At 61.9% G+C, this 14,625-nt stretch carries 16 protein-coding genes; 6 read left to right on the top strand and 10 right to left on the bottom strand.

Translation table 11 applies throughout. The features are described from left to right. The first annotated feature begins 120 nt into the window (after nucleotides 1-120). Both purL and AC0NIE_RS23765 read left to right on the top strand, forming a co-directional pair. Nucleotides 121-2,361, top strand: a complete 2,241-nt coding sequence (gene purL / locus AC0NIE_RS23760) for a phosphoribosylformylglycinamidine synthase subunit PurL (RefSeq protein WP_473487915.1) — start codon at nucleotides 121-123, stop codon at nucleotides 2,359-2,361. An 86-nt stretch (nucleotides 2,362-2,447) separates the two neighbouring features. Next, nucleotides 2,448-2,681 (top strand): BolA/IbaG family iron-sulfur metabolism protein, encoded by a 234-nt coding sequence (locus tag AC0NIE_RS23765; RefSeq protein WP_023674714.1) that lies wholly within the window; start codon nucleotides 2,448-2,450, stop codon nucleotides 2,679-2,681. A gap of 22 nt (nucleotides 2,682-2,703) precedes the next feature. On the opposite strand, the gene AC0NIE_RS23770 is transcribed toward AC0NIE_RS23765, so the two are convergent. Next, nucleotides 2,704-2,898, bottom strand: coding sequence for a hypothetical protein (locus AC0NIE_RS23770; protein WP_473487914.1), 195 nt, complete (start codon nucleotides 2,896-2,898; stop codon nucleotides 2,704-2,706). Between the two features lie 230 nt (nucleotides 2,899-3,128). On the opposite strand from AC0NIE_RS23770, the gene grxD reads away from it, so the two are divergent. Beyond that, nucleotides 3,129-3,464 carry a Grx4 family monothiol glutaredoxin gene (grxD, locus tag AC0NIE_RS23775; protein ID WP_029353656.1) on the top strand — a complete coding sequence of 112 codons (336 nt, stop codon included), beginning with the start codon at nucleotides 3,129-3,131 and terminating at the stop codon, nucleotides 3,462-3,464. A gap of 171 nt (nucleotides 3,465-3,635) precedes the next feature. Next, nucleotides 3,636-4,880 carry a multidrug effflux MFS transporter gene (locus AC0NIE_RS23780; RefSeq protein WP_473487913.1) on the top strand — a complete coding sequence of 415 codons (1,245 nt, stop codon included), beginning with the start codon at nucleotides 3,636-3,638 and terminating at the stop codon, nucleotides 4,878-4,880. Between the two features lie 20 nt (nucleotides 4,881-4,900). Here AC0NIE_RS23780 and AC0NIE_RS23785 read toward each other — a convergent pair whose 3' ends face one another. The 9 genes from AC0NIE_RS23785 to AC0NIE_RS23825 form a co-directional block, all read right to left on the bottom strand. After that, the gene (locus AC0NIE_RS23785) at nucleotides 4,901-5,308 is read right to left on the bottom strand and encodes an energy transducer TonB (protein ID WP_123149989.1); all 408 of its coding nucleotides are present in this window, start codon (nucleotides 5,306-5,308) and stop codon (nucleotides 4,901-4,903) included. A gap of 86 nt (nucleotides 5,309-5,394) precedes the next feature. Next, on the bottom strand, nucleotides 5,395-6,573 hold the full coding sequence (ppaT, locus tag AC0NIE_RS23790) for a pyridoxamine--pyruvate transaminase (RefSeq protein ID WP_473487912.1): 1,179 nt from the start codon (nucleotides 6,571-6,573) through the stop codon (nucleotides 5,395-5,397). Nucleotides 6,574-6,805: 232 nt separating this feature from the next. Further along, nucleotides 6,806-7,633 (bottom strand): inositol monophosphatase family protein, encoded by an 828-nt coding sequence (locus AC0NIE_RS23795; RefSeq protein WP_077371560.1) that lies wholly within the window; start codon nucleotides 7,631-7,633, stop codon nucleotides 6,806-6,808. Next, the gene (gene ttcA / locus AC0NIE_RS23800; RefSeq protein ID WP_473487911.1) at nucleotides 7,623-8,507 is read right to left on the bottom strand and encodes a tRNA 2-thiocytidine(32) synthetase TtcA; all 885 of its coding nucleotides are present in this window, start codon (nucleotides 8,505-8,507) and stop codon (nucleotides 7,623-7,625) included. The genes AC0NIE_RS23795 and ttcA overlap by 11 nt, the downstream gene beginning before the upstream one ends. A 137-nt stretch (nucleotides 8,508-8,644) precedes the next feature. Beyond that, nucleotides 8,645-9,262 (bottom strand): 30S ribosomal protein S4, encoded by a 618-nt coding sequence (gene rpsD / locus AC0NIE_RS23805; RefSeq protein ID WP_029353615.1) that lies wholly within the window; start codon nucleotides 9,260-9,262, stop codon nucleotides 8,645-8,647. Nucleotides 9,263-9,800: 538 nt separating this feature from the next. Then, nucleotides 9,801-9,989: a DUF3008 family protein gene (locus AC0NIE_RS23810; RefSeq protein ID WP_473487910.1), complete on the bottom strand. Its 189-nt coding sequence runs from the start codon at nucleotides 9,987-9,989 to the stop codon at nucleotides 9,801-9,803. A gap of 61 nt (nucleotides 9,990-10,050) precedes the next feature. Then, nucleotides 10,051-10,863: a glutamate racemase gene (murI, locus tag AC0NIE_RS23815; RefSeq protein ID WP_473487909.1), complete on the bottom strand. Its 813-nt coding sequence runs from the start codon at nucleotides 10,861-10,863 to the stop codon at nucleotides 10,051-10,053. A gap of 114 nt (nucleotides 10,864-10,977) precedes the next feature. After that, nucleotides 10,978-11,622, bottom strand: a complete 645-nt coding sequence (locus tag AC0NIE_RS23820; RefSeq protein WP_473613697.1) for a hypothetical protein — start codon at nucleotides 11,620-11,622, stop codon at nucleotides 10,978-10,980. A gap of 83 nt (nucleotides 11,623-11,705) precedes the next feature. Continuing rightward, a complete protein-coding gene (locus AC0NIE_RS23825; RefSeq protein WP_473487907.1) occupies nucleotides 11,706-12,551 on the bottom strand; it encodes an RNA methyltransferase in 846 nt (281 codons plus the stop codon). A gap of 217 nt (nucleotides 12,552-12,768) precedes the next feature. Between AC0NIE_RS23825 and AC0NIE_RS23830 the strand changes: the two genes are divergently transcribed. Next, complete coding sequence (locus AC0NIE_RS23830; protein ID WP_473487906.1) at nucleotides 12,769-13,980, top strand: NADP-dependent isocitrate dehydrogenase; 1,212 nt, start codon at nucleotides 12,769-12,771, stop codon at nucleotides 13,978-13,980. A gap of 13 nt (nucleotides 13,981-13,993) precedes the next feature. Further along, nucleotides 13,994-14,614, top strand: coding sequence for a glutathione S-transferase family protein (locus tag AC0NIE_RS23835; RefSeq protein ID WP_473487905.1), 621 nt, complete (start codon nucleotides 13,994-13,996; stop codon nucleotides 14,612-14,614). The last annotated feature ends 11 nt before the right edge of the window (nucleotides 14,615-14,625 follow it).

The raw sequence follows: 14,625 nt of genomic DNA on the forward strand, positions 1-14,625 counted from the left end.
CGATCTTTCGCTGGTTGCTGCCCCTGTGGCTTTCCATCGTTTTTCGTCGCTTGATGGGTGTATCGGCCTTCGCGCTTGCGATAAGAGGGGACTCGATCCCAAGGATATAAATTGCCGCCCATGACCATTTCCAATTCCGTGCCGATCACTCCGGAACTCATTGCCGCGCACGGGCTGAAGCCCGACGAATATCAGCGCATCCTCGACCTGGTCGGGCGCGAGCCGAGCTTTACCGAGCTCGGCATCTTTTCGGCGATGTGGAACGAGCACTGCTCCTACAAATCCTCGAAAAAGTGGCTGCGCACGCTGCCGACCACCGGGCCGCAGGTCATCCAGGGGCCGGGCGAGAATGCCGGCGTGGTCGATATCGGCGACGGCGACTGCGTCATTTTCAAGATGGAGAGCCACAACCACCCCTCCTACATCGAGCCCTATCAGGGTGCGGCGACCGGCGTTGGCGGCATCCTGCGCGATGTCTTCACCATGGGCGCGCGGCCGATCGCGGCGATGAATGCGCTGCGCTTCGGTGCGCCGGATCATCCCAAGACCAGGCACCTCGTCGCCGGCGTGGTTGCCGGCGTTGGCGGCTACGGCAATTCCTTCGGCGTGCCGACGGTCGGCGGTGAGGTCAATTTCGACGCGCGCTACAATGGCAACATCCTGGTCAACGCCTTCGCGGCGGGGCTTGCCAAGACCGATGCCATCTTCCTGTCGGAAGCCAAGGGCGTCGGCCTGCCGGTCGTCTATCTCGGCGCCAAGACCGGCCGCGACGGTGTCGGCGGCGCCACCATGGCCTCGGCCGAGTTCGACGACAAGATCGACGAGAAGCGGCCCACCGTTCAGGTCGGCGATCCCTTCACCGAAAAATGCCTGCTCGAAGCCTGCCTCGAACTGATGGCGTCCGGTGCCGTCATCGCCATCCAGGACATGGGTGCTGCTGGTCTCACCTGCTCGGCGGTCGAGATGGGCGCCAAGGGCGACCTCGGCATCGAGCTCGACCTCGACAAGGTGCCGGTGCGCGAGGAGCGCATGAGCGCCTATGAGATGATGCTGTCGGAGAGCCAGGAGCGCATGCTGATGGTGCTGCGCCCCGAAAAGGAAAAGGAAGCCGAGGCGATCTTCCACAAATGGGGCCTCGACTTCGCCATTGTCGGCAAGACCACCGACGATCTGCGCTTTCGCGTGCTGCACCAGGGCGACGAGGTCGCCAACCTGCCGATCAAGGACCTTGGCGACCAGGCGCCGGAATATGACCGTCCCTGGGCCGAACCGAAGAAGCCGGTGCCCCTGGCTGCCAGCGATGCACCACAAGCCGACGTCGCCGAGGCGCTGCTGAAACTGCTCGGCGGACCCGACCTGTCATCGCGCCGCTGGGTATGGGAGCAGTACGACACGCTGATCCAGGGCAATTCGCTGCAGCTTCCGGGCGGCGATGCCGGCGTGGTGCGCGTCGAAGGTCATCCGACCAAAGCGCTCGCCTTCTCCTCCGACGTGACGCCGCGCTATTGCGAGGCCGATCCTTACGAGGGCGGCAAGCAGGCGGTGGCCGAGTGCTGGCGTAATCTTACCGCCACCGGCGCCCTGCCGCTCGCCGCCACCGACAATCTCAATTTCGGCAACCCGGAACGGCCCGAGATCATGGGCCAGCTGGTCGGCGCCGTGAAAGGCATTGGCGACGCCTGCCGCGCGCTCGGCTTCCCGATCGTTTCCGGCAATGTCTCGCTCTACAACGAAACCAACGGACGAGGCATTTTGCCGACGCCGACCATCGGCGGCGTCGGACTGATCGCCGACTGGTCCAAGATGGCGCGGATCGGCTTTGCCGCCGAGGGCCAGATGATCCTGCTGGTCGGCGCGCCATCCATGGGGGGAACGCATCTCGCCCAGTCAGCCTACATGCGCGACATTCATGGCCGCACCGACGGCCCGCCACCGCCGGTCGACCTCGACCATGAAAAGCGCGTCGGCGACCATGTGCGCACCCTGATCGACTCCGGCATCGTTACCGCGGCGCACGACGTTTCCGATGGTGGCATTGCTGTCGCGCTGGCCGAGATGGCGATGGCGTCCGGCATCGGCGCAACCGTCCCCGGCCTGGTCGGGACCGATCCGATCCCGGTCTGGTTCGGCGAGGATCAGGGCCGCTATCTCTTGACGCTGTCGATCGATCCGCAGAGCAAGGAATGGGACGCCATTCGCGAACAGCAGAGCAAGCTCGGTATTTTTGCGCCGTGGATCGGCTCGACCGGCGGTAGTAACCTGAAACTCGGCGAGGCACGGGCGATCCCTATCGGCGAATTGACCGCTGCCCATGAATCCTGGTTTCCTCGCTTCATGGCAAATGAGGTCGTGGACCCATGAAATGATCGAGTGGGATCGTTTGGGTGTGGTTCATCCGCCATTTCGACCATATCTATGAGATCACGACCTGAACAAGGAATCCTCGCATGGCAATGGACGCGCACGACATCGAACGGCTGATCAAGGAAGGCATTCCGGACGCCAAGGTGACGATTCGCGACCTGGCCGGCGACGGCGACCATTATGCGGCCGAGGTGGTGGCCGAAAGCTTTCGCGGCAAAAGCCGCGTCCAGCAGCATCAGATGGTCTATGACGCGCTGAAGGGCAATATGGGCGGCGTGCTGCACGCGCTCGCCCTGCAGACCAGTGTGCCGGACTGAGCTTGCACATCCGATCCCTTCGTCACCTTTTCGCCGAGACGGCGATGATCGGCCCTGCCGGATAGTTTCCGCCGGCCATCATCCTCTCGCCATTCGACAGCGCCGAGACCACTCCGTCGAAGAAAAGCGCGTTGGGGCAATGCAGCGCATCACCGAACAGGCGCGCAAAGCTGCCGAGACTGACTTGCGAGCACCAGATCGCGATTGCCTGAGCCACCAGATCAAGGCCAACGTAACGAGCACAATACCAATCAGGATTGCCGCGCCATCTCGCCCTGTTATCGCTTCCTTGGGAAAACAGCTGGCCGATGCTCTTGGCCCAATATCAAGCCATCTTTTGCGCCATTTGCGTGACGATGCGGCAAACGTCTTGTTTCAGGCAACCTATGGGTTTATTTGAAAGGGTATGTTTCGAGCCCGACTCCCGCGGGCATGAAAGGATTCTCTATGAGCGGTATCAACGACTACATCGACAGCGAAGTTAAGGGCAACGACGTCGTCCTTTTCATGAAGGGCACGCCCGGTTTCCCGCAATGCGGGTTTTCCGGTCAGGTCGTGCAGATCCTCGACTACATCGGGGCCGACTACAAGGGCGTCGACGTGCTGACCTCGGCCGAGCTGCGGCAAGGTATCAAGGAATATTCCAACTGGCCGACGATCCCTCAGCTCTACGTCAAGGGTGAATTCGTTGGCGGCTGCGACATCATCCGCGAGATGTTCCAGGCAGGCGAACTTCAGACGTTCCTCGTCGAAAAGGGCGTGAGCGTCAAAGGCGCCGCCTGAATTTTGTTTGCGCATGATCCCCAGCGAAATCAATTCCGATTTCGGGGTCATGCGGTAAACGCAGGGCCAGCCCTCACCTCGGCAGACTAATTAGCTCCCCGGTATCGGGGTACAAGACGAATGGATGCGCCGGTGCGCCGGCGCTTTTTCGTTGGAAGATCGGACTTTGCCGTGGATCAGCATGCACAAGCGCCGCAACGGGCAAGCGCCTTGCCTATTCCGCGCTGGGAATTCATCGCCCTGTGTGCGGCGTTGATGGCGCTCAACTCGCTGGCCATCGACATCATGCTGCCCGCGCTGCAGCAGATCGGCGCCTCGCTGGGCGTGGAAAATGAAAACCACCGCCAGTATGTGATTGCCGCCTACATTCTGGGCTTTGGCGGCGGGCAGCTCTTCTTCGGACCGATTTCGGACCGCTTCGGACGCCGTGCTCCGCTCGTTGTCGGGCTGGTGATCTATGTCGCGGCAGCGAGTGCGGCGGCAATCGCCCCGACATTCACCACCATTATCCTGTGCAGGGTGGTGCAAGGCATCGGCGCCGCAGCCACACGCGTCATCGCCGTCTCGATCGTGCGCGACACGTTTGACGGCCGGCGCATGGCCGAAGTCATGTCGCTGATCTTCATGGTCTTCATGGCAATTCCGGTCGTTGCTCCCGGCATCGGCCAGTTCATCATGCTGTTCGCGACCTGGCACGTGATTTTCATCACCATGGCGGCCGGCGCCCTGATCGTGTCGGCGTGGGCGCTGCTGCGCTTGCCGGAGACGCTGCGTCCCGAATATCGCAGGCCGCTGACGGCCGAATCCATCATCGGCGGCTTCCGCATCGTGCTGACCAATCGCATCGCACTTTGCTATGCCTTCGCCAGCACTTTTGCCTTCGGCGCAATGTTCGGCTTCATCAACTCGGCGCAGCAGATCTATGTCGGCGTCTTCGGCGTCGGCGAGATGTTCCCGGTGATTTTTGCAGGGATCGCCGGCGTGCTCGCCTTTTCGAACTATCTGAATTCGCGCCTTGTCGGCCGCATCGGCATGCGCCGCCTGTCGCAGAGCGCGCTGCTCTTGTTTCTGGCCATCAGCCTCGCCTGGCTGATCGTTTCCATCCAAATGAAGATGCCGCTCTGGCTTTTCATCACCTTCTTTGCCTGCGCGATGGTCCCGTTTGGCGCACTCGGCGCGAATTTCAACGCGCTCGCCATGGAGCCGCTCGGCCAGTTGGCCGGCACGGCATCGTCCATTCTGGGTTTCATGCAGACCTTCCTCGGTGGCCTGCTCGGCACTCTGATCGGCCAAGCCTTCAACGGCACGGTGACACCGTTGGCCGCCGGATTCTGCAGCGTGTCGCTTGGCGCATTGGTGATGGTGCTGATCGCCGAGCGCGGCAGGTTCTTCCAGCCGCAAAACCCGCCGGTTTAATGCACATTGCCGGACACGCTTTAGGATGCACCCCCACTCGCTGCTGTGAAGCGAGGGAACAGCGTACGCCCTGCGATCGCTCCCCCCATGCTGTCCGAAACGGGCAGTGGCAGGGCCTTATCGAGAGCATCGAGGACGGAAGCCACGAAGGCCCGGTTGAGGGTGTCATCATTCCCTAAACGGGAGAAGGTGGCGCGAGGCTTGCCGATAAGTGTGCCGTTTCGGCGAATTGAGAACTGCAGCGTCAGGGTCATGCCCGCGGTTCCGGGCGGCGGCTCCCAACAGGCGAAGATCGCGGAGAACATCTCATCTATGGTGTCGACGGGATCGGGACTGCGACATGCGCGTTCCTGCGATCTTGCCGCGTTCGGACCGGCAACCAAGGCAAGGGCAAGGACCAGTGCGACAATTGCGAACCGAGATTTCATCTCGGGTCTCCGGTTTCGCGCGGACAAATGTAATCGAATTTTCGACGAAAGCCTTCATCGAGTATCAGCGCGTCGCATGAATCCCTTCAGACGTCAGCGTCGATAACGGCGAGCGCCGCGTCGATGCCCTTGCCGACCGTGAGTTCCTGGCCCAAAGTATTCATCGCGCCGCCAAGTGCCGTCAGCGCCGCGATCGCATAGATCGGCTGGGCGGTCGGGCCCATATGGCCGATGCGTGTCAGCTTGCCCAATGTTCCGCCGCGGCCCGACGAAAACATCACGCCGTAGCGGGCGCGCGCGGCCTGGCGAACCGCCGTCTCATCGATGCCTTCGGGCGTCCGGACGGCGGTCGTGATCGGCGATGCGATATTGTCGCTGGCGGCCCAGATCGACAGACCCATGCCGGCGACGCCGGCGCGCATGGCCTTGGCGGTGAGCGCGTGGCGCGCCCACACCGCCGCCGGGCCCTCGTTGAGATAGAGGTCGAGCGCGACGTCGAGCCCGTTCATCTCCGCCACGGACGGCGTGAATGGAAACGGCTTGTCCTTCGACCAAGCATGCTCCCAGTCGACGATGCTGAGCATCGACGCGCGTGGCGCCAGTGGATTTGCCTTCATCTTGGCCCAGGCGCGCTCGCTGACGCCCATCATCGTCAGGCCGGGAGGTGCGCCGAGGCATTTGTTCGGGCCGGTGACATAGATGTCGGCCTTGCAGTCCTCAGGATGCGTTTTCATGCCGCCGAAGGACGAAACGGCGTCGACGATCAGATAGGCGCCATGCGCCGAAACCAGCGCGCCGATGGCGTCGATCGGGTTGATGGTGCCCGACGGCGTGTCGTGGTGGCAGACGGAAACGATGGTGATTTCCGGATGCGCTTCCAGCATTGCCGCAACCGCCTGCGGGTCGATCGCCTCATTATAGGGCACCTCGATTTCGAGCAGATGCGGCGAATAGCGCTTCGCCCAATAGCCAAATCCCTTGCCATAGACTCCCGAGACAAGGTTGAGCACGACGTCGTCGGGCGTGATAAGCGAGGCTGCGGCGGCCTCCAGGCCAAGGACCGGCTCGCCATGGAGAATGACCGGCTTGTTCGACAGCCGCATTGCCTTCTGCGCCTTGTCGACCACCGCCTCGTAAAAGAGCTGGAACGCCGGGTCATAGTCGTAGAGCACGGTGCGGCCGAGGCCGCGTAGCACGTCGGCATAGCCGTTCACCGGCCCGGCGGTGAGCGTGATGACCGGTTCGGCGTGTTCGAAATAGCGCATGGTCTTTGTCTCCGCACTGGCGGCGGTCAGCCGTAGAATTGCGTGCCGGTCCGATAGGTTTGAAGTTATCCATGTCGTGCGAATACATCAGCTCGGCGCCGGCGAGCTTCTTCACCTTGCGCATCGAATTGAAGGCCGCCTAGCACGACGTTTCAAGGCTCTTCTGCGTGTAGGCCGCGTCGATGGTGAACATGATCGGCTTGCGCTTGGGACCGGATCTATCCCGCACGGCCTATTCCGCCCAGAGTTCCCGGCGCAGTTCGCGCCAGCTTGCTTCGTCCGGTGCGACAAGAAGGCCACCGCCGACATGCGAAGGCCGATAGGTGCTGCCGTCGAAACGCGCCGCGTAACCACCTGCCTCGGCATGGATCAGCACACCAGCCAGATGATCCCACGGCATCAGCTTGTTGTAGACGACAAAGTGGGCGTGGCCGCTCGCCAGCAGGCGGTATTCGTGTGCCGCGCAGCGATAGCCGAATTGCGACAAGGACTTCGTCTGGTTGCGCGCCAGCCGTGACCGTTCCGGCTCGGGCATATATTGCCAGGAAACCGCGCCGGTCATTTGCGAGATCGGCGCAGGCTCGGCGACATGCACCTTCTCCAAAGTGCCATGCGCATGCCGTATGTGGCTGCCAGCACCCCTGGCGCCGATCAGCCAGTCCTTGCCGATGGGATCGTGAATGATGCCGGCGACGGTCTCGCCCTTCACCACGACGCCCAGCATGACGCCGAACAGCGGCACGCCTGAGGCGAAATTGAAAGTGCCGTCGACGGGATCGATGACGAAGGCGAGATCGGCTTCGCCGAGGCCCTGGAGGAGCGCCGGGTCGTCGGAGCAGGCTTCCTCGCCGACGATCATCGCCTGGGGGTAGCGCTCACGCAGCCTGACGGTGATGAGCCGCTCGGCACTCACATCGGCCTCCGTCACCAGATCGGCTGCCGAGGTCTTCTGGCGGATGTCGCCCTCATCCAGCCGGCGAAAGCGCGGCATGATCTCGGCAATGGCGGCGTCGGATAGAAGCTTGGCGAGCCAGTCGATCGCGGTATCGTCAAATGTCATTGGGGATGTCTTGCCGTGTCAGGGTTTCATTGAGTGCGGCGAAATCGAAGAGTTTGCGATCGAGCAGATGCGAGGGCCGCACGTTGGTCATGGCGTGGATCATCGTGTCCTTGCGGCCGGGCATGCGCTTTTCCAAGTCGTCGAGCATCGCCTTCATCGCATTGCGCTGCAGGCCGTCCTGGCTGCCGCACAGATCGCACGGGATGATCGGGAACTTCATGGCGCCGGCGAATTTTTCGAGATCGGCCTCGGCGCAATAGGCGAGCGGCCGTAGCACCATGACGTCGCCGTCGTCGTTGAGCAGTTTTGGCGGCATGGCGGCGAGGCGCCCGCCATGGAACAGGTTCATGAAAAAGGTTTCGAGAATGTCTTCGCGGTGGTGGCCGAGCACCAAAGCCGAGCAGCCCTCCTCCCGTGCGATGCGGTAGAGATGGCCGCGCCTGAGCCGCGAGCACAGCGAACAGTAGGTGCTGCCCTGGGGAAGCTTGTCGGTCACCACCGAATAGGTGTCCTGATATTCGATGCGGTGCGCAATGGCGTATGCGTTGAGATAATCGGGCAGAATGTGTTTCGGAAAGTTCGGCTGGCCCTGGTCGAGATTGCAGGCCAACAGGTCGACCGGCAGCAGCCCGCGCCATTTGAGGTCGAGCAGCACAGCGAGCAGGCCGTAGGAATCCTTGCCGCCAGACAAGGCGACCAGCCAGCGATCGCCGGGCCTGACCATCGAAAAATCGTCGATCGCCTGACGGGCGTGACGCAGCAGCCGCTTGCGCAGCTTGTTGAATTCGACGGAGGACGGCACATCGGCAAACAGCGGATGAAAGCCGCCTGCGGCATCAGCGATCGGTTCGATTGTTTCTGGCAGCATGTTCATGGCGCGGCGGCCCCAAAAGTCCTTGTTGCTGCCCGGAGTAGCGCATCGGCCCGAAAATCGAAATCGATTTTCAGAACTCCAAAGAAAAGGCCGCCTCGAGGGCGGCCTTCGATGATGTCGCAGATGAAGAAAATCGATCAGCGCGAATAGAATTCCACGACCAGGTTCGGTTCCATCTGCACGGCGAAGGGAACATCTGACAGGCCGGGGATGCGCCCGAAGGTCGCGGTCATCTTGTTATGATCGACCTCGATGTAATCAGGCACGTCGCGCTCGGCCAAGCCTACCGATTCCAGGACGATCACCAGCTGCTTCGACTTTTCGCGCACTTCGATGACGTCGCCCGGCTTGCAGCGGTATGAGCCGATGTTGACGCGCTTGCCGTTGACATTGATGTGGCCGTGATTGACGAACTGGCGAGCGGCAAAAATGGTCGGCACGAACTTGGCGCGGTAGACGACCGCGTCGAGACGCGATTCGAGCAGGCCGATCAGGTTCTCCGAGGTGTCGCCCTTGCGGCGGTCCGCCTCTTCATAGACCTTGCGGAACTGCTTTTCCGAAACGTCGCCGTAGTGACCCTTCAGCTTCTGCTTGGCACGCAGCTGCAGGCCGAAATCGGAAAGCTTGCCCTTGCGGCGCTGGCCGTGCTGGCCGGGACCGTATTCGCGCTTGTTGACCGGGGATTTCGGGCGGCCCCAGATGTTTTCGCCGAGACGGCGGTCGATCTTGTATTTCGCGGATTCGCGCTTGCTCATCGCATTCCCTTTCAAAACAACAGACCCGGAACCTCATGGTCCGGGTGAAGGAAACGCGCCCTCCTCTGGCCCCCGTTTTCGAGACCTGACAGGGTTTTCCCACGCAACGCGGCGGAAGACCCACGGGACACGTCATTCTAGACAAGACTCCGGAAAGAATAGAGCGGCTTTCCAAACGCCTTGCGCACATAAAAAGAAGCCACCGGACGCTGAGGCCCGGTGTTGGTGGGCTGATTAGACGGAGATTTAACTGGTGTCAAGCTTGCAGCGGCTGGCGTTGGTGATGGCAGGCGGTCCTCGACGTTGAATGCAGTGCTCGATGGCATTTGCGCCGGAGCCGGCGCAGGCCAGGCATTGGCGCGGACACAAACATCACAAGTTATGCCGCATCGTGGTCATCGCAAGGTCATCCGCTACAAGGTACGGCGCGGCCACCGGGCCTGGTAGCACCGGCTTTGTGTTTGACCGCTGGTTGGTCAAACGTGGACCCGGAAACGACCGCCCATTGGGGGGTGCGTCCAGTCGGACACGCGGCGGGCTAGTGTTTCGATTTCTTCTCGGGCAGGTCCTTACGCTTGGTCTCGGCGAATTCCTCGAGCTGCTTTTCGCTCATGGATTTGTACATTCCCTTCGAAGGGCCTTTGAGTTCGCTCTTTTTGGTTTCGCCACGCTTGGCGGACAATGCCGCGCCGGCGGCTTTCTGCTGGGCCTTTGATGTGGCTGGCATGATCGTTTCTCCCGTCTTGCAATGAGGGAAAACGCACCGGTCCGGGTGATGTTCCCAGATATCAGGAAATCGCCAGCCCAAACCCCTGCATCAGGCGGCGAGTCGGGAAATCAACTCTCTTCGAGGTGAAAACAGCAAGGTCGGCACCTTCCGGCAACGCCTCGCCGCCATTCCTGGCCTCGGTGTCCGCGAGCAGCGAGAGCGCCCGCCGTGCGATCGCCTCGGCGGGATCGAGCCAATCGACCGGCCAAGGTGCTGTCTTGCGCATGCGGTTGGCCAGAAAGGGGTAGTGGGTGCAGGCAAGCACGACGATGTCGGTCCGCAGCACATCATGTTCGACGAAGCACGGCGCGATCTCGGCACGCACAGCCTCTTCATCGACAAAGCCTTCGCGCATATAGACCTCGGCCAGTCCCGCCAGATTGTCGCTGCCAACGAGCCGGACATGGCATTTCTGCGCCCATTTGCCGATCAGGTCGCGCGTATACTGGCGCTTGACGGTGCCGGGCGTCGCCAGCACCGAAACCAGCCCGGAGCGCGTGCGTTCCGCCGCCGGCTTGATCGCCGGCACCGTGCCGACGAAAGGATGGCCGGGAAATCTTTCGCGCAACGCATCGATGACCAGCGTCGAGGCGGTATTGCAGGCGACGACCGAAATGGCCGGCGAAAAACGGTCGAGCAGCTTGCCGAACAGTTCCAGTATATGCGCCCTCAGTGCCGGCTCCTCCCAGGCGCCATAGGGGAAAGCCGCGTCGTCGGCGACATAGACGAATCGGCGGTCGGGCATCAGCACGCGCGCTTCGCGCAGCACCGTCAGGCCGCCGATGCCGGAATCGAACATCAGGATCGGGCGGGCGTTTGAGAGATCGGTCATTGTCATTCAGGAAAGGGAGCTGGGGAGAGAAGGCTGGCCTAGGCTTAGGCCAATGATGCGTTTACCTGGCACGGTTCTATCTGCAACCATCATGGCCTTGATGCGGCGAGATGATCACACAAGGCCCCGCTTGCCGAAGCCGCCGGACCGCGGCCGGCTGTTTGGCAGAGACGCAGGTTGAGATGCAGGATGGTTCGACGGCGCCGGTGCGGCGCGCATGGCGTAGGCCGGAGCCTGGGCCGTCACGCCGGCGGCCGACTCTGAATGGGGCGCCCGGCCGCCGCGCAACGGCCTGGGAGGGTCGAGATCATCGAAACTTAGGGAAGACGCCATATCCGCAAAGCTGCCCCCCGCCGGCTTGGCCGCCAAGATGACCGCCCAGAGCCCGACGAGAGCGAGTCCCAGCAGGTTAAGGCCGGAATGCGAATCTTCGCCGTCGAATCTCACGACAAGAACAGTGCCGGCCTGCAGAATCGCAAACAGGGTCGAGAACACAATGTACGACCAAAGGATCCATTTGGGTCCTTGCGCGTCGCGGCTTCGACGCCGGGCGAAATTCGCGCGGAACAGCACGATCACCAGCGAAGCGACGAGAACGGCCGCGGCCAGCCCTTCCCTGGAAGGACCAGGTTTCGAATTGGCCAATCCCTCGATGCCGATGATCGATACGACGCAAAGCACAAATGTCACAATTTCCGCAACCAGCAGGGCCGCGGAATAGAAGAAAAAGCGAAGACGACCGATATTTGAGTTAAACATCCGAGGATCCACCCTTCGCCGGACGATGGATCATATCGAATAAAATTCAGTTACTGGTGAAGCAGCCGTTCTCACGATCGGTTCTATTCTTTGTCTGTCACCTTGCGGGCGCGTGCCGCCGCTGCCGGAAGCCGTCTTGGATCATCGCCCGGCGATCCGTCGCCGCGCGGCATGGCCGGCGAGAACCTGTCCAGCGATGATATTATGCCGCGCAGCACCTTGAGCTCCGGCTCGGCGAAGCCGGCGCGCGTCAGCACCGCCCGCAGATTGTCGACCATCTTCGGCTTCTTCGGCGCCGGGCGGAAATAGCCGCGCGCTTCGAGCGCGCCTTCCAGGTACGCGAACAGGCCGTGCAATTGTTCCTTGGTCGCCGGCATCATGTCGGGGCTGGAAAAATTGGTTTTCGTCTCATCTTCCAAGCCCGACTTCATCCATTCATAAGACATCAGCAGGGCCGCCTGGGCGATGTTGAGCGAAGAGAAGGCGGGATCGACCGGGAAGGTGACGATCTCGTCGGCCAGGCCGACCTCGTCATTGTAGAGCCCGAACCGCTCGCGGCCGAACAGGATGCCGGTGCGCTGTCCGGATCGCTGGCGCGCTCTCAGCGCCCTGCCCGCCTCGACCGGTCCGCGCACTGGCTTGAAATTATCGCGCGCGCGCGCCGTGGTGGCGAAGACGAAATTCAGGTCGGCGACCGCCGAGGCCAGATCGTCGAATACTCTAGCGGCATCGATGACATGGTCGGCGCGGCTCGCGGCGGCGCGCGCCTTGTCGCTCGGCCAGCCGTCGCGCGGATTGACGAGGCGCAGCTCCGACAGACCGAAATTCGCCATGGCACGCGCGACCATGCCGATGTTCTCGCCGAGCTGCGGTTCGACCAGGATGATCGCCGGGCCTGTCGCAGGAGGGATGTCGTTGCTGGCTTGCATGATGTCAATGAACTGCTGTTTGCGGCATTTCAGCGTCCCCTGCCACATCCGGCCGCGAAAATGAAGCTTTCGCAAGGAACGCCCGATGCCACAGTCGAGCCCGCCAGCGCGGATCGCCGTTTGCGCGGCCAAAAATGCTTTGATATACGGGCCGCATCCCCGGCCAAAGCCATGCGGGCAAGGCCGTCCCGATCCCCAACAATGAGGCATTCTTTCCATGGCGAAGATCAAGGTGGCGAACCCGGTCGTCGAACTCGACGGCGACGAGATGACCCGCATCATCTGGCAATTCATCAAGGACAAGCTGATCCACCCCTATCTCGACCTCAAGCTTGAATATTACGACCTCAGCGTCGAGCACCGCGACGCCACCAACGATCAGGTGACCATCGATTCTGCCAACGCCATCAAGAAACATGGCGTCGGCGTGAAATGCGCGACGATCACGCCCGACGAGCAGCGCGTCGAGGAATTCAAGCTGAAGAAGATGTGGAAGTCGCCGAACGGCACCATCCGCAACATCCTCGGCGGCACCATCTTTCGCGAGCCGATCATCATGAAGAACGTGCCGCGGCTGGTGCCCGGCTGGACCAAGCCGATCATCGTAGGCCGTCATGCCTTCGGCGACCAGTACCGGGCCACCGACTTCCGCTTTCCCGGCAAGGGCAAGCTGACGATCAAGTTCGTCGGCGAGGACGGCACGGCGATCGAGCATGACGTGTTCGATGCGCCGGCCGCCGGCGTCGCCATGGCCATGTACAATCTCGACGAGTCAATCCGCGAATTCGCCCGCGCCTCGCTGAATTACGGCCTGCTGCGCAATTACCCGGTCTACCTCTCGACCAAGAACACTATCCTCAAGGCCTATGACGGCCGCTTCAAGGACATTTTCCAGGAAGTCTACGAGGCTGAGTTCGAAGCCGAATTCAAGGCGAAAAAGATCTGGTACGAGCACCGGCTGATCGACGACATGGTCGCCTCCAGCCTGAAATGGTCGGGCGGCTATGTCTGGGCCTGCAAGAATTATGATGGCGACGTGCAGTCGGACACGGTGGCGCAAGGTTTTGGGTCGCTCGGCCTGATGACCTCGGTGCTGATGACGCCGGACGGCAAGACGGTGGAGGCGGAGGCCGCGCACGGCACCGTCACCCGCCACTATCGCCAGCATCAGAAGGGCGAGGAAACCTCGACCAATTCGATCGCCTCGATCTTCGCCTGGACCCGGGGCCTCACCCATCGCGCCAAGCTCGACGACAATGCCGAGCTGAAGCGCTTTGCCGAGACGCTGGAAAAAGTTTGCATTCAGACCGTCGAGGCCGGCTTCATGACCAAGGATCTGTCGCTGCTGATCGGTCCCGACCAGCCATGGCTTTCGACCACCGGCTTCCTCGACAAGATCGACGAAAATCTGCAGAAGGCGATGGCCTGACCAGACGAACGTCATGAGCAAACCCGTCGTCTACGGGGCGGACTACAGCGTCTACGTGCGCATCGTCCGCCTCGTGCTCGAGGAAAAAGGCATCGACTACGATCTGGTGCCGGTCGACATCTTTGCGGCGGACGGCATTCCAGGCTGGTATTTCGACCATCACCCGTTCGGCCGGATTCCTGCCTTCGAGCACGACGGCTTTCGCCTCTACGAGGCCAGTGCGATCACCCGCTATGTCGACGAGGCTTTCGACGGGCCGGCGCTGCAACCGGCTGATGCTCGGCCCCGCGCAACCATGAACCAGATCATCGGCATGCTCGACGCCTATGCCTATCGGGCCATGGTGTGGGATGTCGCCGTCGAGCGGCTGGAGAAAGAGCCGCCCGACGAGGCTTTGATCGGCAGCGGGCTTCGGCAGGCGAGAACGACACTACAGGCGCTCTCATCGCTGAAAGCCGAAGGGCCATGGCTGTTGGGAGCGGAACTGACGCTGGCCGACCTTCATGCAGCACCAATCGTCGGCTATTTCGTCAAGGTCATTGAGGGGCAAAACCTGCTGGCGGAGTTTGCCGACATTCAGGATTGGTGGACGCGCATCGCAGGGCGTGCGAGCGTTGCCAACAATCTGACCTAGCACCCCGGGGC

The organism is Mesorhizobium sp. WSM4842 (genome assembly GCF_055901575.1).

Bases quoted from the DNA above. Each gene is read 5' to 3' on its own strand.
- purL (WP_473487915.1), top strand. From the start codon at position 121: ATGACCATTTCCAATTCCGTGCCGATCACTCCGGAACTCATTGCCGCG.
- AC0NIE_RS23765 (WP_023674714.1), top strand. From the start codon at position 2,448: ATGGCAATGGACGCGCACGACATCGAACGGCTGATCAAGGAAGGCATT.
- grxD (WP_029353656.1), top strand. From the start codon at position 3,129: ATGAGCGGTATCAACGACTACATCGACAGCGAAGTTAAGGGCAACGAC.
- AC0NIE_RS23785 (WP_123149989.1), bottom strand. From the start codon at position 5,308: ATGAAATCTCGGTTCGCAATTGTCGCACTGGTCCTTGCCCTTGCCTTG.
- ppaT (WP_473487912.1), bottom strand. From the start codon at position 6,573: ATGCGCTATTTCGAACACGCCGAACCGGTCATCACGCTCACCGCCGGG.
- AC0NIE_RS23795 (WP_077371560.1), bottom strand. From the start codon at position 7,633: ATGACATTTGACGATACCGCGATCGACTGGCTCGCCAAGCTTCTATCC.
- ttcA (WP_473487911.1), bottom strand. From the start codon at position 8,507: ATGAACATGCTGCCAGAAACAATCGAACCGATCGCTGATGCCGCAGGC.
- rpsD (WP_029353615.1), bottom strand. From the start codon at position 9,262: ATGAGCAAGCGCGAATCCGCGAAATACAAGATCGACCGCCGTCTCGGC.
- AC0NIE_RS23810 (WP_473487910.1), bottom strand. From the start codon at position 9,989: ATGCCAGCCACATCAAAGGCCCAGCAGAAAGCCGCCGGCGCGGCATTG.
- murI (WP_473487909.1), bottom strand. From the start codon at position 10,863: ATGACCGATCTCTCAAACGCCCGCCCGATCCTGATGTTCGATTCCGGC.
- AC0NIE_RS23820 (WP_473613697.1), bottom strand. From the start codon at position 11,622: ATGTTTAACTCAAATATCGGTCGTCTTCGCTTTTTCTTCTATTCCGCG.
- AC0NIE_RS23825 (WP_473487907.1), bottom strand. From the start codon at position 12,551: ATGCAAGCCAGCAACGACATCCCTCCTGCGACAGGCCCGGCGATCATC.
- AC0NIE_RS23830 (WP_473487906.1), top strand. From the start codon at position 12,769: ATGGCGAAGATCAAGGTGGCGAACCCGGTCGTCGAACTCGACGGCGAC.
- AC0NIE_RS23835 (WP_473487905.1), top strand. From the start codon at position 13,994: ATGAGCAAACCCGTCGTCTACGGGGCGGACTACAGCGTCTACGTGCGC.